This is a genomic window from Brevundimonas sp. (assembly GCF_013912005.1).
Classification (GTDB): domain Bacteria; phylum Pseudomonadota; class Alphaproteobacteria; order Caulobacterales; family Caulobacteraceae; genus Brevundimonas.
The window spans coordinates 1-24676 of record NZ_JACESB010000006.1 but is presented as its reverse complement, the minus strand read 5'-3'; the positions used below and the strand labels follow the sequence as shown (position 1 = coordinate 24676).

The 24676-nt window shown below is 66.7% G+C and carries 27 protein-coding genes, 1 tRNA gene and 2 rRNA genes; 11 read left to right on the top strand and 19 right to left on the bottom strand.

Annotated elements, in window-relative coordinates; translation table 11 throughout:
- Positions 1–44: 44 nt before the first annotated feature.
- Positions 45–176 carry a hypothetical protein gene (locus H2038_RS06220; protein WP_281246056.1) on the top strand — a complete coding sequence of 44 codons (132 nt, stop codon included), beginning with the start codon at positions 45–47 and terminating at the stop codon, positions 174–176.
- Between the two features lie 157 nt (positions 177–333).
- On the opposite strand, the gene H2038_RS06215 is transcribed toward H2038_RS06220, so the two are convergent.
- The 7 genes from H2038_RS06215 to H2038_RS06185 form a co-directional block, all read right to left on the bottom strand.
- Complete coding sequence (locus H2038_RS06215; RefSeq protein WP_092312189.1) at positions 334–732, bottom strand: copper resistance CopC family protein; 399 nt, start codon at positions 730–732, stop codon at positions 334–336.
- A gap of 12 nt (positions 733–744) precedes the next feature.
- Entirely contained in the window at positions 745–1062 is a 318-nt protein-coding gene (locus tag H2038_RS06210; protein WP_092312186.1) for a hypothetical protein, read from the bottom strand.
- An 18-nt stretch (positions 1063–1080) separates the two neighbouring features.
- Entirely contained in the window at positions 1081–2463 is a 1383-nt protein-coding gene (locus tag H2038_RS06205; protein ID WP_245777268.1) for a copper resistance protein B, read from the bottom strand.
- On the bottom strand, positions 2460–4247 hold the full coding sequence (locus H2038_RS06200; RefSeq protein ID WP_092312183.1) for a copper resistance system multicopper oxidase: 1788 nt from the start codon (positions 4245–4247) through the stop codon (positions 2460–2462). The genes H2038_RS06205 and H2038_RS06200 overlap by 4 nt, the downstream gene beginning before the upstream one ends.
- A gap of 136 nt (positions 4248–4383) precedes the next feature.
- Entirely contained in the window at positions 4384–4950 is a 567-nt protein-coding gene (locus H2038_RS06195) for an RNA polymerase sigma factor (RefSeq protein WP_092312180.1), read from the bottom strand.
- A 6-nt stretch (positions 4951–4956) separates the two neighbouring features.
- A complete protein-coding gene (locus H2038_RS06190) occupies positions 4957–5397 on the bottom strand; it encodes a periplasmic heavy metal sensor (RefSeq protein ID WP_092312177.1) in 441 nt (146 codons plus the stop codon).
- Positions 5397–5663 (bottom strand): hypothetical protein, encoded by a 267-nt coding sequence (locus H2038_RS06185; RefSeq protein ID WP_092312174.1) that lies wholly within the window; start codon positions 5661–5663, stop codon positions 5397–5399. The genes H2038_RS06190 and H2038_RS06185 overlap by 1 nt, the downstream gene beginning before the upstream one ends.
- A gap of 128 nt (positions 5664–5791) precedes the next feature.
- Here H2038_RS06185 and H2038_RS06180 point away from each other — a divergent pair, with 128 nt between their 5' ends.
- From H2038_RS06180 to H2038_RS06160, 5 genes are all read left to right on the top strand, one after another.
- Positions 5792–6427 carry a DUF2231 domain-containing protein gene (locus tag H2038_RS06180; protein ID WP_245777267.1) on the top strand — a complete coding sequence of 212 codons (636 nt, stop codon included), beginning with the start codon at positions 5792–5794 and terminating at the stop codon, positions 6425–6427.
- Positions 6402–7562 carry an acyltransferase gene (locus tag H2038_RS06175; RefSeq protein WP_292110463.1) on the top strand — a complete coding sequence of 387 codons (1161 nt, stop codon included), beginning with the start codon at positions 6402–6404 and terminating at the stop codon, positions 7560–7562. Before H2038_RS06180 ends, H2038_RS06175 begins: the two co-directional genes overlap by 26 nt.
- Entirely contained in the window at positions 7562–8059 is a 498-nt protein-coding gene (locus H2038_RS06170) for an SgcJ/EcaC family oxidoreductase (protein WP_092312168.1), read from the top strand. The genes H2038_RS06175 and H2038_RS06170 overlap by 1 nt, the downstream gene beginning before the upstream one ends.
- Before the next feature lie 81 nt (positions 8060–8140).
- On the top strand, positions 8141–8620 hold the full coding sequence (locus H2038_RS06165; RefSeq protein WP_092312165.1) for a DUF411 domain-containing protein: 480 nt from the start codon (positions 8141–8143) through the stop codon (positions 8618–8620).
- Positions 8621–8628: 8 nt separating this feature from the next.
- The gene (locus tag H2038_RS06160; protein ID WP_245777266.1) at positions 8629–9354 is read left to right on the top strand and encodes a PepSY-associated TM helix domain-containing protein; all 726 of its coding nucleotides are present in this window, start codon (positions 8629–8631) and stop codon (positions 9352–9354) included.
- Between the two features lie 37 nt (positions 9355–9391).
- Here H2038_RS06160 and H2038_RS06155 read toward each other — a convergent pair whose 3' ends face one another.
- From H2038_RS06155 to H2038_RS06140, 4 genes are all read right to left on the bottom strand, one after another.
- Positions 9392–9871 carry a DUF305 domain-containing protein gene (locus tag H2038_RS06155; RefSeq protein WP_292110458.1) on the bottom strand — a complete coding sequence of 160 codons (480 nt, stop codon included), beginning with the start codon at positions 9869–9871 and terminating at the stop codon, positions 9392–9394.
- Between the two features lie 29 nt (positions 9872–9900).
- Positions 9901–10548 (bottom strand): DUF305 domain-containing protein, encoded by a 648-nt coding sequence (locus H2038_RS06150; RefSeq protein WP_092312162.1) that lies wholly within the window; start codon positions 10546–10548, stop codon positions 9901–9903.
- Positions 10549–10909: 361 nt separating this feature from the next.
- Positions 10910–11146, bottom strand: a complete 237-nt coding sequence (locus H2038_RS06145) for a helix-turn-helix transcriptional regulator (protein WP_092312159.1) — start codon at positions 11144–11146, stop codon at positions 10910–10912.
- Positions 11147–11157: 11 nt separating this feature from the next.
- A complete protein-coding gene (locus H2038_RS06140) occupies positions 11158–11460 on the bottom strand; it encodes a heavy-metal-associated domain-containing protein (protein ID WP_177221890.1) in 303 nt (100 codons plus the stop codon).
- Positions 11461–11595: 135 nt separating this feature from the next.
- Here H2038_RS06140 and H2038_RS06135 point away from each other — a divergent pair, with 135 nt between their 5' ends.
- From H2038_RS06135 to cueR, 3 genes are all read left to right on the top strand, one after another.
- Positions 11596–12132: a DUF305 domain-containing protein gene (locus H2038_RS06135; RefSeq protein WP_292110451.1), complete on the top strand. Its 537-nt coding sequence runs from the start codon at positions 11596–11598 to the stop codon at positions 12130–12132.
- Positions 12133–12209: 77 nt separating this feature from the next.
- Positions 12210–14693, top strand: a complete 2484-nt coding sequence (locus H2038_RS06130; protein WP_092313794.1) for a heavy metal translocating P-type ATPase — start codon at positions 12210–12212, stop codon at positions 14691–14693.
- Positions 14690–15118 carry a Cu(I)-responsive transcriptional regulator gene (cueR, locus tag H2038_RS06125; protein WP_092313791.1) on the top strand — a complete coding sequence of 143 codons (429 nt, stop codon included), beginning with the start codon at positions 14690–14692 and terminating at the stop codon, positions 15116–15118. The genes H2038_RS06130 and cueR overlap by 4 nt, the downstream gene beginning before the upstream one ends.
- Positions 15119–15367: 249 nt before the next feature.
- Here the strand turns inward: cueR and H2038_RS06120 are convergent, their stop codons facing one another.
- The 5 genes from H2038_RS06120 to H2038_RS06100 all read right to left on the bottom strand — a co-directional run bounded on the left by H2038_RS06120 (position 15368) and on the right by H2038_RS06100 (position 21532).
- Positions 15368–17623 (bottom strand): AAA family ATPase, encoded by a 2256-nt coding sequence (locus H2038_RS06120; protein ID WP_292110444.1) that lies wholly within the window; start codon positions 17621–17623, stop codon positions 15368–15370.
- A 185-nt stretch (positions 17624–17808) separates the two neighbouring features.
- Positions 17809–18534 (bottom strand): GIY-YIG nuclease family protein, encoded by a 726-nt coding sequence (locus tag H2038_RS06115; protein WP_292110441.1) that lies wholly within the window; start codon positions 18532–18534, stop codon positions 17809–17811.
- Positions 18535–19698 carry a DNA cytosine methyltransferase gene (gene dcm / locus H2038_RS06110; protein ID WP_292110438.1) on the bottom strand — a complete coding sequence of 388 codons (1164 nt, stop codon included), beginning with the start codon at positions 19696–19698 and terminating at the stop codon, positions 18535–18537. It lies immediately after the preceding gene.
- A 786-nt stretch (positions 19699–20484) separates the two neighbouring features.
- Positions 20485–20652, bottom strand: coding sequence for a hypothetical protein (locus H2038_RS06105; RefSeq protein ID WP_177221863.1), 168 nt, complete (start codon positions 20650–20652; stop codon positions 20485–20487).
- A 49-nt stretch (positions 20653–20701) separates the two neighbouring features.
- Positions 20702–21532, bottom strand: coding sequence for a hypothetical protein (locus tag H2038_RS06100; RefSeq protein ID WP_092310775.1), 831 nt, complete (start codon positions 21530–21532; stop codon positions 20702–20704).
- Here H2038_RS06100 and H2038_RS14865 point away from each other — a divergent pair.
- Together H2038_RS14865 and H2038_RS14860 are read left to right on the top strand one after the other, a co-directional pair.
- The gene (locus H2038_RS14865) at positions 21464–21817 is read left to right on the top strand and encodes a helix-turn-helix transcriptional regulator (protein WP_366926486.1); all 354 of its coding nucleotides are present in this window, start codon (positions 21464–21466) and stop codon (positions 21815–21817) included. The genes H2038_RS06100 and H2038_RS14865 overlap by 69 nt on opposite strands.
- A gap of 479 nt (positions 21818–22296) precedes the next feature.
- A complete protein-coding gene (locus tag H2038_RS14860; protein WP_366926487.1) occupies positions 22297–23925 on the top strand; it encodes a recombinase family protein in 1629 nt (542 codons plus the stop codon).
- Here the strand turns inward: H2038_RS14860 and H2038_RS06080 are convergent.
- The 3 genes from H2038_RS06080 to H2038_RS06070 form a co-directional block, all read right to left on the bottom strand.
- Positions 23882–23958 (bottom strand) — tRNA-Met (locus H2038_RS06080). The two genes, H2038_RS14860 and H2038_RS06080, sit on opposite strands and share 44 nt — an antisense overlap.
- A 59-nt stretch (positions 23959–24017) precedes the next feature.
- Positions 24018–24132: ribosomal RNA gene (gene rrf, locus H2038_RS06075) — 5S ribosomal RNA — on the bottom strand.
- 83 nt (positions 24133–24215) lie between these two features.
- Positions 24216–24676: ribosomal RNA gene (locus H2038_RS06070) — 23S ribosomal RNA — on the bottom strand; the annotation flags it as partial.

The window sequence follows — 24676 nt, the reverse complement described above, 5'->3', positions numbered from 1 at the left end:
TCCATCGTCGCGGCCGCCTGGGCGGCCGACGGCGGGGTCGTCGCGTGAGCGCCGAACTGGCCGGCAAGACCGGCCAGGGCGAAGGCGACGAGGAGGGCTCGCAGCAGCGTCCACATGTTCGAAGTTGGCGCGCCTTCCATTTCGAAGTCAAAGAAATAGAACAGGACTACGGATAAATACGGAGGCGCATCAATGATTTATGTCGACAGGAAGACGGCGTGGCTTTACGCGCCGTCGCCGTCCTCCCCTCATCATCGCCGCCTCGAATACGCGCCTGCGACAGAAGACCACAGGTCGGTCTAGACCTGTCTCCGTGCCGCGGGCGATCCGCGATCAGTGGACCATGAAGCGGACAACGCCGTTCATGACGTGGCCGTCGGCGCCTTGGGCCGACCAAGTCAGCACATGGTTGCCCTTGGCCAGCGCCGGCAACGGCACGCTGACCGCCGCGCTCGAGGCGGCGTCGGTCACGGCGATCGCCGCCGGGTCGGCCTCACCGCTCTTCAGGCTCACGGCGGTCAGCCGCATTGGATGCCGGAAGGTGATGCTGAAGGCGGTCGGGGCGGTTGAGCCCATCCAGCCGTCGGCCGGGGTCGTGCGGACCTCGGCGGCCTGGGCGGCGGCTCCGGGGGCGGGGTGGTGCCCGGCATGCGGATCGGTCTGGGCCTGGGCGACGCCGGCCAGGACGAAGGCGGAAAGGGCGACGAGGACGGGAGAAAGCAGCTTGCGCATGAGGGCGGTTCCTTAGGTCTTCGGAGAATCCATGCCGGGCATGTCTGGCGGCATGTCGCTCATGTCGTGTCCGGCATGAGGGTCGGTCGGGGCCGGCTCGGTCGCCGGCGGGGGCACGGGCGCCGGTCGCGGCCGCTGCGGCGCAGCTTTCGGCGCGGGCGCGGGCGCGGCGGTCGCCGGGGTCTCGACAGCGAGGTCGGCGGGCGCCGCGGTCGCGGGCGGCGCGGCCGGAGCCGGCTCGGGCTGTTGCGCCGGCGGGGTTTCGGCCGCCGGTTGGCAGGCCGCCAGGGCGACGGCGGCGGCCAGCGGCGCCAGGAAGACGGGTTTCATCTGCAGTCCTTTCACGATCTAGAACCAGGCTCTCAGGCCGACGACGATCCGAGTATCCTCGGTGTTCCGTCCGGCGGCCTCGAGGTAGTCGGCCGTGCGGCCGAAGCGCTTCGTCCATTCCACGCCGATGTAGGGCGCGAATTCCTTGCGGATCTCGTAGCGCAGACGCGCGCCGAGCTGCACCGAGGTCAAACCCGCACCGATCGACAGCTCGGGGATGTCCTCGGCCGAGAGATTCACCTCGGCGCGCGGCTGCAGGATCCAGCGATTGGTGATGCGCTGATCGTACTCGCCCTCGGCGGCCGCGGTGAGCTCCCCCTTGTTGGACAGGAACAAGGCGGCGTCGACCTCGAACCAGTAGGGCGCCAGCCCCTGGACGCCGATCACCAGGTCGGTCCGGTTCTCTACCGGCCGCCAGGTCTGGCGCAGGCCCGCCTGGACGTCCCAGAAGGGCGCGACGGCGCGGCTGTAGAGCGCCTGCACCCCCGCCTCCTCGACCTCGTCGCCGAAACCCCCCTCCCCTTCCGACTTCCACCAGAACCGGTTGATGTCGCCCCCGCTCCAGCCCTCGGCGTCCCAGGCGAACCCTTCCTCGCCGTCACCGAGGTTCGCCTCGAGCCGATCGAAGACCACCGCCGTGGTGCGGACGTCTCCGTTCTCCGCGCGCATCTGCTCCCGGGCGGCCGCCATCTCTGCCGGATCGAAGAGGAGGTCAGCGGCGTGCGCCGGGCCCCGCGACGCCGCCGGGGGGGCCGGATCCTCCGGCGGCCGGCCCGGGGTGTCGGCGCTGGTCGGCACGTCCGGCGGCATTGCCATGCCGGCCATGTCGTGACCGGCATGGGGGTCCGCCGCGACGGGAGCCGGCGTTCCTGGCATGGGGTGGTCGGCGTGCGGATCGCTCGGCGGAGCGGCCTGGGGTCGCGCCGGGGCGCCCATGTCATGGCCAGCGTGCGGATCGGCGCTCGGCGCCGGCGTCTCCGGCATGGCATGACCCGCATGCGGATCGCTCGGCGGAGCGGCCTGGGGTTGCTCCGGGGCGCCCATGTCATGGCCAGCGTGCGGATCGGCGCTCGGCGCCGGCGTCTCCGGCATGGCGTGACCCGTATGCGGATCGCTCGCCGGTGCGACTTGGGGCTGCCCCGGGGCGCCCATGTCGTGACCGGCGTGCGGGTCGGCGGCGGGCGATCGTTCCGGCACATAACCGGTCGGACAGGCCGGCGCGCCGGGTTGTCCGAGGCGCGCCGCGTCGGCCGTCGGCGCGCCCCGGCGGACGCAGCCGGCCCGCGGGGGCGCCGCCTGCCCGGCCTGGGGCGTCGAGAGATGGCCGGCATGCGACTGGGCGAAGGCCGGCGGGGCCGCGGCCAGGACGAGCAGATGCAGTGCGGCGGAGGCGCGGATCACGAGGCGGCTCCTTCGAGGGGGCGGACGGTCACGACGTTGAACATCCCCGCGTGCATGTGCATCAGCAGGTGGCAATGGAAGGCCCAGTCGCCGGGATTGTCGGCGGTCAGGTCGAAGGTCACCTTGCCGCCGGGCGCGACGTTCACCGTGTGCTTGAGCGGCTGATGGCCTGCGGGACCACCCGTCACCAGTTCGAAGAAGTGGCCGTGCAGGTGGATGGGGTGGGCCATCATGGTGTCGTTGACCAGGGTCACCCGCACCCGCTCGTTGCGTTCGAAGCGGATCGGTTCGACCAGTTCGCTGAACTTGCGGCCGTCGAAGCCCCACATGAACCGCTCCATGTTGCCGGTCAGGTGGATCTCCATCGTTCGCGACGGCGGGCGCTGATCCTTGTTGGGCTGCAGGGAGACGAGGTCGGTATAAACGAGCACCCGGTGTGGAACGGTCTCCAATCCCGTCGGCCGTTCGCCAAGGCGGTTGGCCGGATCCATCGAGACCATGTCCACGCCGACGCCCACCTCCATGTCCGGCGGGGCGTTGTCGGGATCGCGCATGTTCATGCCGGCCATGGACATGGCCCCGTCGCCGGACGCCGGGTCGGGGCTCGCGCTCCCATGAGCCATGCCGCCCATGGCGGCGTGATCCATGCCGGCCATGGCGCCATGGTCCATGCTACCCATGCCCATGTCCCGCATTGTCAGGTTGGGGACCTGGCGCAGCGGCGGGACCTCGGCGGTCATGCCCGGCCGGGGGGCGAGGGTCGCCCGCCCCATGCCGGAGCGGTCGATGGCCTCGGAGACGATGGTGTAGGCCCGATCCTCGGTCGGCCGGACGATGACGTCGTAAGTCTCGGCGACCGAGATCTGGAACTCGTCGACCTCCACCGGCCGCACGTTCTCGCCGTCGGCCTGGACCACGGTCATCGCCAGACCGGGGATGCGGACGTTGAAGATCGACATGGCCGAGGCGTTGATGATCCGCAGCCGGACCCGCTCGCCGGGGCGGAACAGGCCGGTCCAGTTCTCCGCCGGGCCATGACCGTTGATCAGGTAGGTGTAGGTCGAGCCGTTGACGTCGAGGATGTCGCGCGGGTCCATGCGCATGGATCCCCACATGCGCCGCTCTTCCAGACTCATCCGGTCGCTGCCGTCCAGCAGCCCGGCTAAGGTCGTGCGCTGGCGGTTGAAGTAGCCGGGGCTCTTCTTCAGCTTCTCGAGGATTTCGTGCGGACGCATGAAGCTCCAGTCCGACAGGACCAGCACGTGCTCGCGGTCGTAACCGACCGGATCGGCGCCCGCCGGATCGATGACGATGGGGCCGTAGTGCCCGAGCGCCTCCTGAAGCCCGGAATGGCTATGGTACCAGAAGGTGCCCGACTGGATGATCGGGAACTCGTAGACGAAGGTCTCGCGCGGGCGAATGCCCGGGAAGCTGATGCCGGGCACCCCGTCCATCTGGAAGGGCAGCAGGATCCCGTGCCAGTGGATCGAGGTGTCCTCGTCGAGGGTGTTGGTGACCGACAGCCGTACGGTCTGGCCCTCCCGCAGACGCAGCACCGGCGCCGGCAGCGTGCCGTTGATGGTGACCGCTTGCCCGGTCCGACCGTTGACCGTGAACGGCGTCCGGCCGATCGTCAGGCCGATGTCCGGGCCGGTTAGCGTCGGCAGGTCCGCTCTCAGGCCTGCCGAGTCGGTCTGAGCCCAGGCCGGCAGCAAGGCCTGCAGCGCCCACAGGCCGCCGCCTGCGGCGGCTCCGCCCAGCAGGGCGCGACGATCGAACTTCATACCTGGCTCCAGACTGGCGGCGTCCCGCGGCGAACCCCGGCCTTCTTCCGGTCTACGCGCGCGCGGCGCGGCGCCCTCGGGCAAGTTGACGCAACGCGCGATCAAAGCGTCGTGCGGCCGACCGTTCCCGGCCCGCTCAGATCGCCCCGGCCGCGGGCCCCAGCGCTTCGGCCAGCTTGCGTCGCGCCCTGGCGACGCGGGTCTCCACCGCCTTGACCGAGACGCCCAGGATGGCGGCGGCCTCGGCCTGGCTGCGCTCCTCCAGCGCGGTCAGCAGGAGCGGCGCCTTGAGCCGGGCCGGCAGGTCGGCGATGGCCGCCTCGAGCCGGCCGAGCGTCTGGCCCAGTTCGTACTGTTCCGCCGCGCCCCGGGCCTCATCGGCGACGGCCAAGGCTTCGCGGTCGGCCAGGTCGGCGGCGCCCAGCAACCAATGTCTGACCCGCCGTCGGCGGCTCCAGTCCCGGCACTTGTTGAGCGCGATGGTCCTCAGCCAGGCCTCGAAGGGGCGTTTCGGATCGAAGCGGCGGATCGCCAGCCAGGCCGCGGCGTAGGTCTCCTGCACCAGGTCGTAGGCTTCGTCCGCGTCGCCGACATAGCGCCGGACGAGCCGATAGAGACTGGCCTTGGTGGCCAGCATCAGGCGTTCGAAGGCCTCCGGATCCCCGGCTGCGGCCCTGGCCGGCAGATCCTCCTCGGCCGTCACCGCCGCCTACTCGCCCGCGACCGCCAGCGCCGCGATCACGCTGTGATCGAACCGCTCGGCCTGGGCCGGCGTCATCACCGTCCGCATCTCGAAGATGTGGGCGACCGTGGCCTGCTGGAGGTCGCCCATCGCGTCGTGGAAGTGATCGATCGCCGGCTGCACCTTGCGGCTGTCGCCGTCGCTCTCGGCGATGGCCTGCGCCAGTTCCCGGTTGGCGGCCTGGACCCGCTGTTCAAGGGCGATCCGGCGTGTCGCGAAGCGCGACTCGATCGCCTCGATTCGGGCCAACTGGCCCCGGTCAAGGTCGAGGTCGCGATGGACGATCTCATGCAGCGAGGGCGGCGTCTGCCGCTGCAGTACCCAGGTCGCGCCGCCCCAGGCGCCCATGCCGCTGGCGGCGATCGCCAGCACGGTGGTCACGGCGATGGATTTCCAGCCGATTGTCATCAGTGAACCTCCAGGCGCGCCAGGGGCAACAGAGCGGCGGAGGAGAACACCGACATCTCCGAGGCCGGCGGCCGGGCCAGGCTGGCCCCCAGGCCGCCGTTGGCCACGCCCACGCTCAGGGCGAAGATCACCGCGACCACGCGCACACGCGCCGTGGCCCGCTCGGCCCGCATGGCTCGAACGCGGCCCCAGACATCGGCCTCCAGCTGGTTCAGCGACGGGCCGCCCGGCGGAACCCGCGCCAGCCATTGATCCAGATTGTCCATGATCGTCGTCCTTCACGCCCCATTTCGAACTACGCGCGCCGGGGCTACGGCCCTCGCCGCGCGGCCGACGAGGGGGCCGAGAGGCCAGCGCGTAACACTGGATAGCAAGCCTTGGTGCGGAGGGGGAAATGATGTTGTCGCGGTGGATTCCGGCAGTCCTGGCGATCGGAACCCTCTTCGTCACGGCTCCGAGCTGGGCGCACGAGGATCACAAGAAGGCGCCCCCGCCGACCGCCGCGGCGGCGCAGCCCGGCGCGCCGGCGGCCATGGACCACGCCGCCATGGATCATACCGCCACGGAGGCGGCCGCCGAGCCCAAACCGATGCCGCAGCGCCTCGTCCGCTGGCTCGGTCGCTGGCATCCGGCCGTGGTGCATTTTCCGATCGCGCTGTTCCTGGTGGCCGCGGTTCTCGAGGCGGCGGCGGCCTGGGGACGACGCGCCTGGCTAACGGACGGGACGCGGGTGCTGATCGCCCTGGCCGCGCTGTCTGCCATCGGGGCCGCGGCCCTGGGCTGGTTGGCGATGGGCCTGCCAGGTCCGGTGGAGGACGCCACCCACACCCTCCATCGGTGGCTCGGGACCGGGATCGCGGCGCTCGGGCTGCTGGCCTGGTGGGCCAAGGAGCGATCGATGCGTCGGCAGTCTGGCCGCGCCGCGCGCGGCCTCTACGCGGCGGCGCTGGCCGCGGTGACCCTGGCGGTCCTGCTCAACGCCTGGCTCGGAGGCGCGCTGACCCATGGCGTCAACCATCTCCGCTTCTAGACGCCATCCCTTCCCCGATGTCCTGGACCCGCTGACCAGCATCCGCTTCTTCCTGGCCCTGGGGGTGGTGCTGTTCCACTACCAGCTCTACTGGACGCTGCCGCCGTCGGCCTCGGGCCTGCTGGACCGGACCCGTCTCGGGGTCGACATCTTCTTCATCCTGTCGGGCTTCATCCTCACCCACGTCTATCTGCAGGGGAACGCCCAACCCCGATACCGGCGCTTCCTGGCGGCGCGGTTCGCCCGGATCTATCCCGCCCACCTGGCCATCCTTCTGGGCATGCTGGCCCTGGTGCTGGCGGCGCCCCTGGCGGGGGTGGGCCTGGAGCCGGGTCGTTTCAACGCCCCGGACTTCGTCCAGACCTTGCTGCTGGTCCAGGCCTGGTTCCCGCGCCAGTCGTTGGCGTTGTGGAACGGGCCGGCCTGGTCGCTGTCCGCGGAATGGTTCGCCTACCTGACCTTTCCGGCCTTCGCCTGGATCGCCCTTCGTCTGCGCGACCGACCGCTGGTCCTGACCGGCCTGGCCGCCCTGTTCTTCCTGGCCCTCGACCTCGTCTACCGCAGGGTCTTCGGGGTGGTCCTGCCGCGGGCCGAAGACAGCATGGGCATCCTGCGCATCGCGCCGGAGTTCCTGTTCGGGATAGGCCTCTACTATCTGGGACAGCGGGTGGCGCTCTCCCCCCGGGCGGCGATCGCCGCCGTGCTGGCAGCGACCGCCGCCCTGCTCGCGGCCATGCAGATCCCGCTCGACGACCGCCTCATCGTCGCCCTCTCGGGGCCTTTCCTGCTGGCGCTCGCCCTGCTCGCCAAATCCGGCGCCCGCACCTTCCTGTCACAGCCGCTCTGGCTGTTCGCCGGCGAGGCGTCCTACGCCCTCTACCTGGTTCACCTGCCCGTGCTGATGGTCTGGCGTAACGCCGTCCAGAGGCTCGCCGGTCTCGGCGGCGACTATCGGATGGGTCTGGGGGAACTGGCGCTCCTGCTGACCCTGACCCTGGCCGCGGCGGCCGGAATCCACATGGCGATCGAGCGCCCTGGCCGACGGCTGATCCGCCGGCTCGTCGAACGGCGCGAACCTGTCCCCGGGCTGGAACAGGCGCGCAGCGTCCACAGCGACCAAGGAGAACCCTTCTGATGTCCCGCATGCTGATCGCGGCCCTGAGCCTGCTCGCCGTCCTTCTTGTCGCTCCGCCCGTCCTGGCCCACGCGACGCCAGCGCCCCAGGCCGCCTCCCAGGCCCAGAGCGAGGTCGCTGCCGTGCTGGAAGGCTACCGGGCCGCCGTCGAAGCGCTCGACGGCGAGGCCGCTGCACAGTTCTTCTGGCCGGAGGCGCAGGTCTACGAGCAGGGCGGCGTCGAGGGCCGCTTCGCCGACTATCTCGCCCACCACCTCGGGCCGGAACTGGCCGCGTTCTCGGCGTTCACCTTCGAGGACCGGCGACTCGAGACGACGGTGGCCGGCGACCTCGCCTATGCGACCGAGACCTACCGCTACCGGATCGTCTTCAAGGATCCCACCCGGGCGACGGTCGAGCGGCGCGGCGTCGCCACCAGCGTGCTCGAGCGCCGCGATGGACGCTGGCGGATCATCCGCTATCATTCGTCTTCGCGGGCGCCGCGCCCGGCCGCCTAGACCTTTCCCACACGCCAGCCCGTCCAGGCCGCTGAAGTTCGCGGTCGTTTCGGCGCCTCGTCACCAACACCGAGCCTCCCGATGCCCCTGCCCGTTCTCGCCCGCCGCGCCGTCCTCGGCTGCGTTGTTCTGGCCGCCGTCGCGCCGGCCGCCGCCTGCGGCCAGGCGCGGGAAAACCACGCGATCGCCGTCTACAAAACCCCGACCTGCGCGTGCTGCGACGCCTGGATAAGCCATCTGCGGGGCGCCGGCTTCATGGTGTCGGTCAACATCCTGGCGGACCTGCGCGGCCTGCGCAGCAGTCACGGCCTGGCTGAAACGCTGGCGTCCTGCCACTCCGCCCGCGTCGCCGGCTACTTCGTCGAAGGCCATGTGCCCGCCGCCGACATTCGTCGCCTGCTCGCCGAGCGGCCCGAGGCGGTCGGGATCGCCGTTCCGGGCATGCCGCCGGGATCGCCCGGGATGGAGACGCCGGGCGGCGACCGCGAGCCCTACGACACCCTGTTGGTGCTGAAGAATGGCGCAACCCGCCTTTTCGCCCGCCATAACGCCCAAGCCTGAGGACCACGATGAAGGTGCTTCGACTCTCGACCCAGCTGCACAAGTGGATCGCGCTGGCTGTCGGCATCCAGGTGCTGTTCTGGGTCGCCGGCGGGCTGGTGATGACCGCCATCCCGATCGAGACCGTGCGCAGCGAGCACCATGTTCGCGAGCGCGAAGCCGTCCCCATCGCCTTCGACAGTCTCAGGAGTCCCGGCGACATCGCCCGCGCTCGCGGCCTGGCGGTGGCCGGCGCGGAGCTCAGGTCCACCCCGCGCGGCCCCGCCTGGATCCTGAAGCCCGCGAAGGGCGAACCGGTGACAGTGTCCGCCGTGACCGGCGAGGCCTTCCCACCCCTCGACGCCGCTCTGGCCCGGCGACTGGCTCAGGGCGCCTATCAGGGCGAAGGCGCGCCGACCGCCGCCGTCCTGCTCGACAAGGCCCCCCAGGAGACTGGCCGCGAGGGGCCGATCTGGCGCGTCGACTTCGACGACAGGGAACGCACCACCTTCTACCTGTCGCCGCAGACCGGTGAGGTGGTCACCCGCCGCTCGGCGGTGTGGCGCTTCTACGACTTCTTCTGGCGGCTCCACATCATGGACCTGGAGAAGGGCGAAAACTTCAACCACCCCCTGATCATCATTGTCACCTTCCTGACCTTCACCATCGTGATCACCGGCTTCATCCTGCTTTGGATCCGGCTGGCGCGGGACTGGTCGATGTGGCGATCGCGTCGCCGCGCCGCGGCGGGCTGAACGCCCGATCTCCGTCCCGCAGGGGCGACCGCACCGGCTAACGCCGCGCCAGGATGGCCTCCATCTGGTCGATCTCCCGCTGCTGGGACCGCACGATCCCGTCGCAGAGGCGGATGATCTCGGGATCCGTCAGGCGGGCCTCGCGGCACATCAGGATGGCGCCCGAATGGTGCGGGATCATCGAGCGGAGGAATTCGTCGTCGCCGATCGCGGCCTGGGTGCGCATGCCCCAGAGGCTGACGGCGAACACCGCCGCGGCCCCGGCGCCGATGAGCAGGTTGGCGCGCCGGGACGGGAACATCGAGCGCATGAACAGGAGCATGACCAACCCCATCGGGGCGACCATCATCAAGGTCATGTCGACGTTGTTGAGGTTGAGGCGGAAGTGATCGGGCGTGGCGATCATCGTGTACATGACCAGGTACATGATCACGAAATCGATCGCGAGTTCAATAAAGAGACCGCGGTACGCCCCTTTCATCTCCTGGCCCGGGTGTTCGGGATGGCTGTTGGCCATGGCGGGCGCCCTCCGGTTTGATCGCGGTTTCAGCCGCCGTGCTCCGAAAGCCAGGCCTCCAGCTCCCGGATGTCCTTCATGGACTCGTCGATGATCTTCCGGGCCTTCTCGCGAATGGCTGGATCGTCGCTCTGCTCAAGGACGATGCGGGACAGGTCCGCAGCGCCCTGGTGATGCGGGATCATCTTGCGGGCCCACAGGACCTCGCCCTCGCCGCTGGCGGCCATCATGGCCTGGTTCATCCTGTCTTCGGCCGCCCGGAACGGATCACCGGCCGGCCCGGCGCCCGTCGAGGGCGCGTGTTGTTCCAGCCATCGCTGCAGGTCGGCGATGTCCATGGTCTGCATGTCGACGGTCTTCTGGGCCATGCGCCGGATGTCGGCGTCCTGGGTGCTCCCCAGCGCCACGCGCGACATGTCGACGGCCCCTTGGTGGTGCGGGATCATCTTGCGCGTCCAGGTCTCGTCGAGCGTCGCCCCGCTCGCCGCCGCCATTGCCTGGTGCATCTTCTGTTCGGCGGCAGCGTAGGGCGTGGCCGGCCCGGCCGCCTGCGCCGGCGCGGCCGGCTGTTGCGCCTCGACCTTGGTCGCGCCGGGCTCGGCGCCCGGGCCGCAGGCGGCCAGAAGGACAAGCGGGGCGCCAAGATGAGCGACGGAACGGACGAGTCGGAGGGGCATGGCGGCTTACGGCCGGATGGCGTACGCGGCGTTCCGTGGCAAACGGGACAAAACCGTTCCGCGATCCGGCTCCCTTTGTTGCGAACGCCTGAACAACCCCGCCTTCCGGCGACGGTTCCGGAGTGCGAAATATAGTCGTCGTCGTCCGCCAGCGACGAGGGGCCGCGACGGCCGCTGCGTACAGACCCGTCCACCCGGATGCCGGGCATGCGCGGACGCCGACGGTGATGTAGAAGAGTCCCCGGCGGGTTCCGGAACGATAGCGGTCGATCTTGAGCCAGGGGACGTCTTCGGCGTCGGCGGCGATCGGCTGTGAAACGCCGGGCTTCCGTACAGAAGTTCCAGGCCCGCCCCCTCCCCTTCAGATCGGATCGATCAGGCCGGTGCGGACGGCGAGGGCCACCGCCTCGATCCGGGTGCGGACGCGCAACTTCGCGCAGGCCTTTTCGAGATAGCTGTCGACCGTTCGCGGCGACAACCCAAGAATGGCGCCGATGTCTGAGGAGCTCTTGCCGCGGCTGACCCAGGCCAGGCATTCGGTCTCGCGCTGGCTGAGCGCCAGGGGTTCTTCGGGTTTCGGGACGGGTTCCGGATGCATGGAGCATAACCTCATGGTTGCGCCCCACTCCCCGTAAATCGCGCCGGTTTTGCAAGCAACGTCAGAGTCTTGCGGGTTGTCCGCGGCTTTCTTGCGGGCCGGGAACTGGCTTCTCCGGTCTGGGGGGCGTAGGCCTCGGTCGAGCGGCTGAAGTCGCGCGCGAGCCGGGCGGGGTGGCCGGCCCCCTCGACCCGCAGGGTTCCCGAGGCGATCTCGATCTCCAGGCGGGCGTCGGGCGCCACTTCCGCCACGGCAGCCCTGACCGTCGCGGCGCACCCGCCGCACGTCATCCGTTCAACCTTCAACTCGATCATCGTCATCTCCTTTGTCGATCGACGATGAGGCAGGTGGGGTTTCCCAGCGTTGGAAGGTCAAGGGCTCCCCGCCGGAACACGGGACGCCGCAGCGGCGTTGGCCCGGAAGACAACGTTCTTCCGGAGTGTCCGAGGATGAAAATGAGCTGGGGCCGTTTCGCGGCGATGATCGCGACCTCGACGGTCGTGATGTTCTTCCTGATGTATCAGCTGGTCTACAGCCTCGACCACGCGCTGTTCAGTCTGAACCGGCTGATGGCGTCGCTGATCATGGGCTGCGTCATGGCCGTAATCATGCTCGGCTTCATGTGGAGCATGTACGAGGGCCGGCGCGCCAAGCTGGCGATCGTGGCGGCGGCCGCGGTTCTCGGCGCGCTGCTGCTCTACATGAACCGGGCGCAGACCCTCGTGGACGACACCACCTTCATGCGCGCCATGATCCCGCACCACTCCATCGCCATCAACAACGCCAGCAAGGCGCAGATCAGCGATCCCCGGGTCCGGGAGCTGGCGGACGAGATCATCGCCAGTCAGGTCCGCGAGATCGAGGAGATGAAGAGGCTGATCGCGGACATCGAGCTCAACGGCGAGCGCGCCGATCGGCCGCTCCCGCCGCGCCCGGCGGTGCTGACGCCGGACATGGAGCCGAAGATTCGCGAGGCGGTGCGATAGGCGAATTTTGGAGCTTGACCTTCCCATGACTGGAAGGTCCATCCGAGGCGGGACCTGGAATTCCGGAGACCGTCCCGATGACCACCACGACCCTGCGCACCCTTGAGATTCCCGTGCTCGGCATGACCTGCGCCAGCTGCGTCGGCCGGGTCGAGAAGGCCATCCGCGCCGCGCCGGGGGTGAAGAGCGCCACCGTCAACCTCGCCGCCGAGAGGGCGCGGGTGGAACTGGACGAGGTCGGCTCACCGGCCGCCGTGACCCAGGCGATCCGCTCCGCCGGTTACGAACCGATCGAGCGAACCCTAGAACTGAAGATCGGCGGCATGACCTGCGCCAGCTGCGTCGGCCGGGTGGAGCGCGCGCTGAAGGCGGCGCCCGGGGTGCTGGACGCCAGCGTCAACCTCGCCACTGAACGGGCCACGGTCCGGGTGCTGGAAGGCGCCGCCGACCTGCGCGCCCTGACCGACGCCGTGGCCGGGGCGGGCTACACCGCCGAAGCGGCCGCCCCGCCGGACGCGACCAGCGGGGATCGCGAACAGGCCGCGCGCGCCGCCGAGATCCACAGCCTGGGTCGCGCCGTCGCCATCGCCGGCGCCGCCACCCTGCCCCTGTTCGTGGTCGAGATGGCGCTGCATTTCGTGCCCGGCGCCCACGACTGGCTGATGGGAACCCTCGGCATGACGCCGTGGCGGATCGTCAGCTTCGTGCTGGCCACCTTCGTGCTCTTCGGGCCGGGCCTGCGCTTCTACCGGAAGGGGGTTCCGAACCTGGTCCGGCTGACCCCGGACATGAACTCGCTGGTCGTGCTCGGCGCCACCGCCGCCTGGGCCTTCTCCACGGTCGCGACCTTCGTCCCGCGGTGGCTGCCGGCGGGGACCGCCAACGTCTATTTCGAGGCGGCGGCGGTGATCGTCACCCTGATCCTCGTCGGCCGCTGGTTCGAGGCCCGCGCCAAGGGCCAGACCAGCCAGGCCATCCGCCGTCTGGTCACCCTTCAGGCCAAGACCGCCCGCGTCGAGCGGGACGGATCGGAGATCGAGCTGCCGATCGATCAGGTGACGCCCGGCGACGTCATCGCGGTCCGGCCGGGCGAACGAATTCCCGTCGACGGCTCGGTCCTGTCCGGGGCCTCTTTCGTGGACGAGTCCATGCTGACCGGCGAACCGGTTCCGGTCGAGAAGGGCGAGGGGGCGAAGGTCGTCGGCGGCACGATCAACACCACCGGCGCCTTCCGCTTCCGCGCCGAGAAGGTGGGCGCCGAGACCGTGCTGGCCCAGATCGTGCGCATGGTCGAGGCGGCGCAGGGCGCCAAGCTGCCGATCCAGGCCCTGGTGGACCGGGTGACGAGCTGGTTCGTGCCCGTCGTCATCGCCATCGCCGCCGTGACCTTCGGCGTCTGGCTGGCGTTCGGCCCGCAGCCGGCGCTGGGTTTCGCCCTCGTCAACGCGGTCGCGGTGCTGATCATCGCCTGCCCCTGCGCCATGGGACTGGCGACCCCGACCTCGATCATGGTCGGCACCGGCCGCGCCGCCGAGCTCGGCGTGCTGTTCCGCAAGGGCGAGGCGCTCCAGGCGCTGCAGGGCGTCGAGGTCGTCGCCTTCGACAAGACCGGCACCCTGACCGCGGGCCGGCCCGAATTGACCGACCTCGCCGTCGCCGACGGCTTCATCGAGGACGAGGTGCTCGCCCTCGTCGCCGCGCTCGAAACGCGCTCGGAACACCCCATCGCCCGCGCCATTCTGAAGGCCGCCGAGGCGCGCGGGCTTGCCGTGCCGGAGCCCGAGACCTTTTCCTCCCGTCCCGGCTACGGCGCCGAGGGCCGCGTCGCCGGCCGCGCCGTTGAGGTCGGCGCAGACCGTCTGATGCGCGACCTTGGCCACGACCTGTCCGCCTTCGCCGATCAGGCCGAACGGCTGGGCGAGGAGGGCAAGAGCCCGCTCTACGCCGCCGTCGACGGCCGGCTGGCCGCCGTCATCGCAGTCGCCGATCCGATCAAGCCCACGACGCCGGCCGCCATCGCCGCCATCCACGCGCTGGGCCTGAAGGTGGCGATGATCACCGGCGACAACCGCCGCACCGCCGAGGCCGTGGCCCGGCGCCTCGGCATCGACGAGGTGCGCGCCGAGGTGCTTCCCGACGGCAAGGTCGCGGCGATCCGCGCCCTTCAGGACGGCGACCGTCGCGTCGCCTTCGTCGGCGACGGCGTCAACGACGCCCCCGCCCTGGCGGCGGCCGATGTCGGCCTCGCCGTCGGCGGCGGCACGGACGTCGCCATCGAGAGCGCCGACGTCGTGCTCATCGGCGGCGATCTGCGCGGCGCCGTCAACGCCATCGCCCTGTCGCGCGCCACCATGCGCAACATCCGCCAGAATCTCGTCTGGGCGTTCGGCTACAATGTCGTTCTGATCCCGGTCGCAGCTGGTCTGCTGTTCCCGCTGTTCGGCTGGCTGCTGTCGCCCATGCTGGCCGCCGGCGCCATGGCCCTGTCCAGCGTCAGCGTCCTCACCAACGCCCTGCGTCTGCGCGGCTTCAGCTCTCGCTTCGAAGGAGTCCACTCATGAACATCGGCCAGGCCTCCCGGGCGACGGGCGTGTCGACCAAGATGATCCGGTACTACGAGTCCGTCGGCCTGATCCGCCCGGCGGACCGGACGGACAGCAACTACCGTGACTTCGGCGAGCGGGACGTGCACGAGTTGCAGTTCATTCGCCGCGCCCGCGACCTCGGGTTCTCGGTGGCGGAGATCGGCCATCTGCTGTCGCTCTGGCGTGATCGCGATCGCCCCAGTCGCGAGGTCAAGGCGATCGCCCAGAAGCACGTCGCCGATCTCGACGCCCGCATCGCCGAGATGAAGGCGATGGCCGACGCCCTGCGCACCTTGGCGAAGTGCTGCGCCGGCGACGACCGGCCGGACTGTCCGATCCTCGTCGATCTCTCGACGCGACAAACTGGAGCGCTCAAGTCCAACGTACGTATCGCCCGATAACGGGCTCGTCATAAGGTCTGACCTCGCCCCCCGTAACGCCAAACGTTTCGACGACATGGTGGATGACCAAGGGGCGATGGCGGAGGCGTCTCGCCTTGAAGCTGACATTCCCAACGGCCGAAATGAGTCAGGCGCGGACCTTGCCAACGATGGTGCGCCAAGAGTCGGCCTTTGACTCTTAGCTGACGTTCGGCAGGTCTGCTCTGCGCCGTGAGGAGTTCAGAGGTCGCACCCACATTTGATGGCTGATCAACCTTTGGCCAACGCCTCAAGCCCAGCGTAATGTAGGGGAGCCACGTGTTTGATCATCTCCAGAAGGTATGCGGTGTTCTTCTGCGTTTCGGAGACCAAGGCCGGATCGAAACCCTTGCCGGTGAAATGCGACAGGTCGTTGGTGAACTTGTAGATCGCCGTCTTTTTGTGCGGGTCGAAGTCCGTCTCATCGAGCTTGCGATAGAGCGAATTGTTCGAAGGCAGATGGAAGTCGAGGAAGGTTTCGAGGACTTTCCGGGCGATGTTCGGCACGTGGTAGCAACTCAGGATCGTGCCATCCGACTGGAACGTGTAGAGCACCTTGAAGAGGTAATGGTACTCGGTCGCATGCTCGATCAAGAGCGGGTCAAGCGTCGTGATGCGGGCGGAGCGTCCGGCCGCTGTCTCGGAGCACAGGACCATCGCGTACGACTTCTTGCCGAGGGAGTTCGGCAGGTTCTGGAACCAGTTGATTACGAGCCGCAGGAACTCGTGATTGTGGGTCAGGATGAAGAGCTGTTTGGCGTCTTGCGTGACGTTTTTCAGGAACGAGAAGGCCTGATAGATCGCGCCTGAATCGAGACTGGAAATGGGGTCGTCGATGACGACTACGCCCTCAGCCAGGTCGAAGTCCTGATCCTTCAGCTGGACGAGGAAATAGAGGAAGGCGATGGCGGTCTTCTCCCCCTCGCTGAGGCGCTTCGCCGGCTTGCCCCGGCGCAGGACGACATAGCCCTCCTTGCTGTTCTCGAAGACGAGATCGGTGCGGCCGAGGAACTGTTTCAGGTGCGTGGTAAGCTCCTCGCCGCCTTTGTGCTCGTTCGAGATCTGGGCCTGCTTGTCGATGATCGACTGCGTGATTGCAGCAAGGCTTCGTTTGTCGGGCAGACCGTCCCCGCCGTCCGTGAGCAACGTCTCCTCGGCTTTGTAGGTGGCGATCTTCGCCGCCACCCCCTCGACCTGTGCCTTGACGGTCAGGAGATAGTGGGCCTCGATGGCATTTCGGGCCGCCGCCTTCTCGGCTTCGAATCCTTTCGTCTTAGCGTCGTGCCTGTCCATCACATCGGCGATCGCTGTGAGGGCCGCCTTCAATGCCTCTGCATCTGATTGGGCCGCGCCGTCATAAGCTTCTGTACGCCGCGTCAGCTTCTCAGCGAGCAGGCCGTCGACGACGGCCACCCTCGCCTTGACGGCCTCCAGTTCAGTCTCGAAGGCCGCGACTGCGGTGTCGTAATCAGTGCGAAGCTCTGAATAGAGCGCAAGGCGGTCAGGGAGGACGAATTCCCCCAAAGCCTTTTGAACTTCCGCGATCCACACCCGCTCTTGGTCGATCTCGGCTTTGAGCTGCTGGTCCTCGACGCTGAAGTGATCTGCGAGCGCCTTCAATCGCACCGCCGGCAGCGGCTGGGCGCAAAACTCGCACGTCTCGCTGGCGTGGTGCTTGTGAAGGGCAACGCCCTCCTCAACCCAAACCGCGATATCCGGATGACTGGCAAGCCGGGCGATGACGGCCGATTGCGCCGACCGCGTCGTGAGCGCCTTGCACCGTTCCGCGAGTGCATGTGCGGCCCCGACCGGCCCGATGGTTTTCCCGGAGTCCGGTTCGATAATGCCGGGGACGGGGAGCTTGCCGACTTCCGGCATCTGCTCCTGCCGCACGGTGGCGCGGTGGATTTCCAGCTCGGGATCGCTGAGCGATTTGGCATTCGAGAGCTTGCCGAATGCCATCTCGGCGTCGGGCTTCCGATAGGTCCGAAGTGTTGAGCCGCTGGTCGCCTCGCCGATTGTCTTGGCGATGGTCGAGAAGATCTTCCCGCGCTCACTCTCCAGCTTCGTGACGGCGGCGGCGATATCCTGAAGCCGTTTGGTCCGGTCGTCGCGAGTCGCGATCTCGGCTTTGATCTCAGCCGCAACGGCCTTGTTCTCCTCGCCCAGGATCAGGATGTGCCGAAGGGGACCGTCGAACCGGCCAATGTTGGCCTCCACGAAATCGCTGTTGAAGACGCGGACGTTCCGCACGTACTGCTGGCCGTGGGTCAGCGACCCCGATTGCGTATCGACTGCAAATTCGAGACTCGGGTAATCCTTGTGCTCGCCCGCCTGAAGACAGGCGAGAAGGCGCGAGAGGGTCGTCTTGCCGGAGCCGTTCTCGCCGTAAATGACGTTGAACCGCTCGAAGGCTTTCAGCTCCGGCGGTGCGGCGTAGTTGTCGAACACGCCGAGACTTTTGATCTTCTTGATCTGTGTAAGCACGCGCCCTCCCAGGACGTGCTAGCACAGGTTGCGCCGTTCTCCGAGGGAGGGAAAGCTGGCGTCGCCGCCGAACGTCCGTCATACGGCGCGGCTCCGAGGTCCGTTGCTGGGGCAGGTCTGCCGGAAGCCGTGCTTCATTACCCGGCCAGTTCCGCACCGGGATGGCTCAGTATGGGAGTGTCAGGCTAGGTGCCGCCGTCGAGCACGTCTTCATGTTCAACCGAGGCGGCTCCGCCGAGGGCCTCGTAGCGCCTCTCCGCAAGCCACTGCAATCGTCGCGCCTGCGTCTTGAGAACTCGCCGGAGGCCCCCTTGGACTTTCCGCTCGGAGATCACCTGCGCCAAACGTGAGATCACGAGAGCGCGCCGTGCGATGCGAAAGTCTGGATGGGAGCGGAGTTCGAAGACCCGATCCGAGACGATCCGCCCGCGCAACGATGGCGGAGCCTCGACAGCCAGAACGCCCGGCGGAGGATCCTTCTCGTTTAGGATCGCCTTGAAGGTCGACCGTTCCACCGCCTGTTCGGTGATCAGCCGCTCTAGAGCATCAAGGCGACGTTTGGCCTCGACGTTTTTGCCACTGACTTGCTGGAGATCCGGAAGCGGCCAGACTTCGATCTCATAGACTTCAAAAGGGTCGAGGACGGACATCGCCACGGCGTCCGTCCGTTGATTGGTGAGGTGCCGCCGAATGCGGGTGCGCAGCATCTCATTAGTCTGGCCAACGTAGATGGGTTCGCCGTCGTAGTCGAAGAAGGCGTAGACGCCCCACTTATAATTCCCGACCCGCACCCTCAGGCCTGATGGATCGTCAAAACCGGAGTCGAGGAACGCAGCCAGGTTGGCGCGCAGATCTTCTGTTTCAAAGGGAGGCAGGTGAGAGCCGTCCTCCAACTGCAGAGGACCCGCCATTCAGGCGACCTGACGCAAAGCCGGAGCGGCCGCCAGCACGGGCTCGAAAACGTGTCGGGCTAGGTGCCGGACGACGGGAGCTGCAACGCCATCGCCCGTCAAATGATAGGCTTCATTGTAGCGGCTCGGGAGAATGTAGCTGTCCTCAAGGCCCATCAGGCGGGCTGTCTCCCTCGCTGAGATGAGCCGCGATCTGACACGCGGACCGTCGACGACGAGAATGATCTGGCGGCTGGAGCCGCCCGCCGGCGTTCGCAGACATCCCGCCACATCGTCGAACCGGACCTCGGCCCGCTGCACCTTGATCCTTTGGCCGTCGGGACGGGTCCGGCGGTAGACACCGCCCACCATGCGCCGCCCGGCGCGCTTGGCGGCCTCGACCTTGGCCAGGTTCACCGGCGACATCATGTCGAGCAGCTTCTTGGTTTCGAGCTGATTATGCCAGACGACGCTGTCGGGGGCGTCCTCGATCAGATCCGCAAACGTGCTTTGACGCCGTTCGGGAGTGGGGACATTCCACCAGACGAGGTTCTCACGAACCTCTGGAGAGAGAGTTTCGATCGCGCGGCTCAGAGCGCGGGTGTGGAACGGGCCGATCGCTTCCGGCGACAAAAGTTCCGGTGGGATCGGGACATCTGCCCGGACGCCGATGACGAACAGGCGGGGGCGAGATTGGGGGACGAAGAGGTCCGCGTTGATGACGAGGGCGCCATACCGATACCCGGCCTCTGAGAAGGTTCGGCAGATGGCGCGAAAGTCCTCGCCGCCGTGCGACGTCAGCGTGCCGCACACGTTTTCGACAGCGACGAGATCCGGTGCTCGTCCATCGTCCACTAATCCCCGGATCAGGTCCCAGAAGGGATAGAAGGTGCCGGACCGCGCACCGGCGAGGCCCGCCCCGGCACCTGCCAATGAGAGATCTTGGCAGGGGAAGCTGCCCCAGACGAGGTTTGGGGTGCCTGGCAAGGCGCTCGCTTCAAGGTCGCGTATATCCCCGATGGTCAGCTCACCACCGGTCCCCCAGTTGGCTTGATACGTGAAGCCCTTCTTGGCGTCGAAATCGTTGGCGAACAGGCAAGTCCACGCATCGCCAAGTCCAGCACGTGCCATGCCTCCACCAGCGAAGAACTCATAGAAGGACATCTGTCCGTTGCGCGCGGTCATCTTCACTCCGGGCCGAGCAGCATGCGAGATTCGGCAGATAGGGAATCTGACTGCTGCGAGATGCGTCGTCCAGTTCATTGTTTGTTCGTCCGCACGGCTCCTGTGGTTCGAGCTCTTTTGTCTACTTCCAGGCGCGGAGCCGATGTCCGCTCGTGGCGCAAATCGGAACATCTCATGGACGGTGCCCCCGGCACGCTCGAAATGGTCACTCAGGCAGCACCGGCATCGAGATCCGCCTCAGCGCAAACGAGGCACGACGCACGTGATCAACGGCCTGCTTCGCCATAACGCGAAGCCGCTCCACGAGCGCACTTTGTGATCGTTGACGCTCCCATGATCGTCGCCTCAGATGGGCCATTTCGTCCAGGGCGGGTCAAAAGTAGCTCACTCGAACTCCCCGATCTGTAAGGAGAATATCGGCGTGAAGCGAAGGTGAGCTACTAGTAGCCTCCGCCCATACTTTTTTTTCGTATTATTTATCAGCGACTTCCAAGGCCGCAGGTGTGCGTAGTGTGTGCACGCCTCGAAGAGGCTTCTTCCTTCGCCCCTGTGGGGCCGGACAACCGCATCGAGCCAGCGACTGAACTATCTTCGTTGGGGGCCTGACAGCGGTCCTGGCGCGGCCACTCAGCGCCGGTCGACTACTGAGGTTTGGGCTCGCCAATCGGCAGAAACTGAGGGGCCTAAGGCAAGTGATCGAGCCCCCCCTCGAGGAATGTTCGAGCGGGGCAGCGCTGGAAGTGGACAGCGCCTATGATCGCGTCGCCCCCGCACCGAACAGGCGCTCTATTGTCCTGTTGCTTGGTCCCGATTTCCTTCGGCGGGTGGGGCGGAGTGCACGGCGTCTGCCGGTTCTGTCAGCTTGCTCACAAGCCTCCGGAACAGAGGGATGACGACGAAGCCGACGATCAGCGCGGTCAGGCCGCCGAGCGCGAAAATCGCGACGTCCAACATCGGAGCACTCCTCTGAAACTCGCGGCCCGCGCGGCCGGACGTGGCCGGATCAGTGTACCAAACCACTGCTCCGGCGACGAGGTTCACGCTCGGCCTTGCCGGTTTCGAGCCGCGAAAGCGACAGCGCCTGAAGCTTCGACGGCCCCTCCAGCCTCCAGAGCATTGAGAACAGCATGGGCGTTCCGTCGGGGTCAGCCTGCAAGCCCACGACGCAGTCGTGGAGATGCTCCAGCTCGGCGACCTCGTCGTACAGCGCCCAGGGATCGCCCAGCGCCTCGCGCAGATGGGCACGCCTTGTCAGCTTCAGGCGCCTTTGAAGGGCCTTCCATCGTTCCTGAAGCAACGTCAGTCGGGCGCGCACGCCGGGCCGGCTGCTCTGCGGCAGCCGCGGGTCGAGGTAATTCTCGATCATCAGCTCGGCCCCGTGGCAGGCGTGCTGAACGGCGCGGATATGCTGGCTCAGCCACTGCCGGTGCAGGTCAGAGATCAAAGCGTCGTCGTTGTCCCTGAGCCATGGTGAGAGGTCCACCACGATCTCGCCTGCCCATCCGTTCTTCTGGACCATCGGCAGGCACTGGCTGAGCAGCTTGAGGCCCCGCTCGACCCTCTTTCTGTCGGGATCCGAAAACTCGGAAACGAAGAACTCGAGCCGCCGGGGATTGTACGGGGTCGAATGGAGCTTGCGCATCCAGAGCAGCAGCACCTGGCGGAGCGCCCGGGCACCCTCGTCTTCGAGCCCGGCCTTTGTGGCGCGCCTCATTAGCTCGATGGAGATCAGAGCCAGCAATTCGTTCAGGCGGTCGCCTTCGAGATGCGAGCCCGGCCCGATCAGGGAGCCGATGGCTCCGTAGTCCTCTTCGTACCTGTCCGTCTCGTCCATCAGTGCGCCACCTCATCAATCACACTGATAGTGTGTAGCTCCGGAGATTGGCCTGACGCAACCAAGGTCGTGGCCAAATCTCCGGACCTCATCGCTATGGGCGCGCGCGTCAGGGCCGCACGGCTGTCGGCCGGCTTGAGCCAGGAAGAGCTCGCCGAACGGTCAGGCCTGCACCGGAACTACATCGGCGGTATTGAAAGGGGCGAAAGGAACGTCGGCGTGCTGGCCCTCGTCCACCTTGGACGTGCCCTCAACGTGAGCCCGGCGACATTCCTGGCGGATTAAACGGCTGGTCACGATAGTCTGCTCTGTCCCAAGCCGTGCCTCGAGTCGACTGAGCCCAAAGCCCCTGCCCGTTCTGGTTCCAAGCTGCCCAAGGAGGCGTTAGCACTCGATCGCCGACCATAGTTAGGGAATTGGTAGGATTTCTCAGCCTACCAAGTCGAAGGCCCCCTCACGTTCCCGTCGCACACGAAAGTTGCGACGCTGTATCCGTGAGGGTGAATGTCCCTTGTACATCAAGCTGCCAGCCTTCCCTTTTCCTCTGAAGAGGCGACGGCAACTCAGGCACCGGCCTTCCTTGGCGATCTTACGTCTTATGTCACCGCTCGCGTCGCGGAGATTTCTCATGACGACGAGGTTTGCCCAACTCTGCGCATGATGGGCGCACAAGCACTGGTTGATGACCTCGCTCGCGCTCTTGCGCGAATGCTGTTGGAAGCCCAGCCTGTAGGGACCCATCCCCCCTCGGAGCCGAGCCGCTGATGCGCGCAGCCCTGTACGCCCGCTACTCAAGCGATCTCCAGAACGCCGCATCTATCCAAGATCAGTTCGCCATCTGTCGGCTGTATGCCGAGCGCCAGGGAGTGGAAATCTGCGCCACTTATGAGGACGCCGGCATCTCTGGCGCGTCCAGCGCCAACCGCCCTGGTTTGCAGGCATTGATGGCGGGCGCCGAAGCTGGCGAGTTCGATCTGGTGATCTGCGAGGCCTTGGATCGATTGTCTCGATCCCAAGCAGACGTAGCGGCCACGTTTGAGGATCTCCGGTTTCATGGAGTCCGTATCCGCACGATCGCGGAGGACAATATCACGGAGCTTCACGTCGGCCTGAAGGGGACGATGAATGCGCTTCAGCTGCAGGAAATCGGCCGCAAGACGCGGCGCGGTTTGCAGGGCGTCGTCCGGTCTGGCCGTCACACGGGCGGTCGCGTCTACGGCTACCGCATTCGGCGCGAACTCGATGCACTTGGGGAGCCAGTGAGAGGCCTGCGGGATGTGGACGAGGTTGAGGCCGATGTGGTGCGAGAAATTTTCCGGCGCTACGCTACCGGCGCGTCCCCGCGCGCAATCGTCAGTGACTTGAACACCCGAGGTATTCCTGGCCCCCGGGGCGGAAAATGGAATGCCTCCACGATCAATGGCAACGCTGATCGCGGCAACGGCATCATTCATAACGAACTATACCGCGGCGTGCTCGTTTTCGGGCGTCAGACTTGGATGAAAGACCGCCGGACGGGAAAGCGGCGCGCTAGGTCCGGCGACCTCGATGACATTGTGCGCACAGAGGTCCCACAGCTACGCATCATTTCTGACGATCTCTGGCAGAAGGTCCGCGAGCGATACGAAGAGAACAGGCTGGGGCCACAAGCGTCCTCTCCTCGCGGGTCGGTCCGGCCGAAGCATCTCTTAAGCGGCAAGCTGACCTGCGGTGTTTGCAGTGGCAGCATGATCCGAAGTGGAGACGCGCAGCGATTCATGTGCTCTCGGCGCCGGGAGCAAGGCGAAGCGGTTTGCACCAATGGTCGCAGCATCAAGGGGGCCGAGATCGAGGCTCGTGTTCTGGCTGCCATCAAGGACCGGCTTCTGGCCCCGGACAGAATAGCGATCGCCGTCGAGGAAGCGCGCATCGCCGCCGAGCGAGATGCTCGAATGTTCAGCCTGAGGCGAGGCAAGGCAGAAGCTGAGCTGGCCGAAGTGAAGCGTCGCGCGGAGCGACTGGTTGATCAAGTTGCCGACGGCGTGATTGCCGGCGTGGCCGTCAAGGAACGCCTTGAGGCGCTGGAAGCCCGACGCGCCGAACTCGAGGAAGAACTCGCGGCGTCGCCAGCGCCGGAGGTCCTTGCTCTACCTCCCTGCATTACTGAACGCTATCGAGCGATGGTTACGTCGCTGGAGCGCGCCTTGCAGCGCAACGACAGCGAGGCCGCCGTCGAAGCTCGCAATCTGGTACGAAAGCTAATCGAGACGGTGGTGGTCCGTCCGCTACGCGAGCGGGGGAAATTTGCGCTCACCGTACAAGGCAAAATCGCCGCCCTGGTGAACCAGGACGGCGAAGATACTATGAAAGTGGGTGCGGGAGCAGGATTTGAACCTGCGACCTTCAGGTTATGAGCCTGACGAGCTACCGGGCTGCTCCATCCCGCGGCAAACGGTAGGCAGTGAGGAAGAACGGTTCGAGAAGCAATCATCTGTCCGACTGGTAGACCCGGCGGCGACCTACTCTCCCGCGCCTTAAGACGAAGTACCATCGGCTCTGGAGGGCTTAACGACCGAGTTCGGAATGGGATCGGGTGGGGAACCTCCGACATAGCCACCAGGTCAACCAGGCGGACAGAAGGATTGCGAGAAGACATTGTCGGCTTCGGCGTCAGCCGAAGCAATCGAATGAGTTTTGCTGAGAAACGATCAAGCCGATCGGATTATTAGTACCAGTAAGCTTCATGGGTCGCCCCACTTCCACACCTGGCCTATCAACGTGGTAGTCTTCCACGATCCTCAGCGAAGCCTTGTTTTGAGGTTAGTTTCCCGCTTAGATGCTTTCAGCGGTTATCTATTCCATACATAGCTACCCTGCTGCGCAGCTGGCGCCACGACAGGTCCACCAGAGGTATGTCCATCCCGGTCCTCTCGTACTAGGGACAGATCCTCTCAAGCTTCGAACACCCACGGCAGATAGGGACCAAACTGTCTCACGACGTTCTGAACCCAGCTCACGTACCACTTTAAATGGCGAACAGCCATACCCTTGGGACCTGCTCCAGCCCCAGGATGTGATGAGCCGACATCGAGGTGCCAAACTTTGCCGTCGATATGGACTCTTGGGCAAAATCAGCCTGTTATCCCTAGAGTACCTTTTATCCGT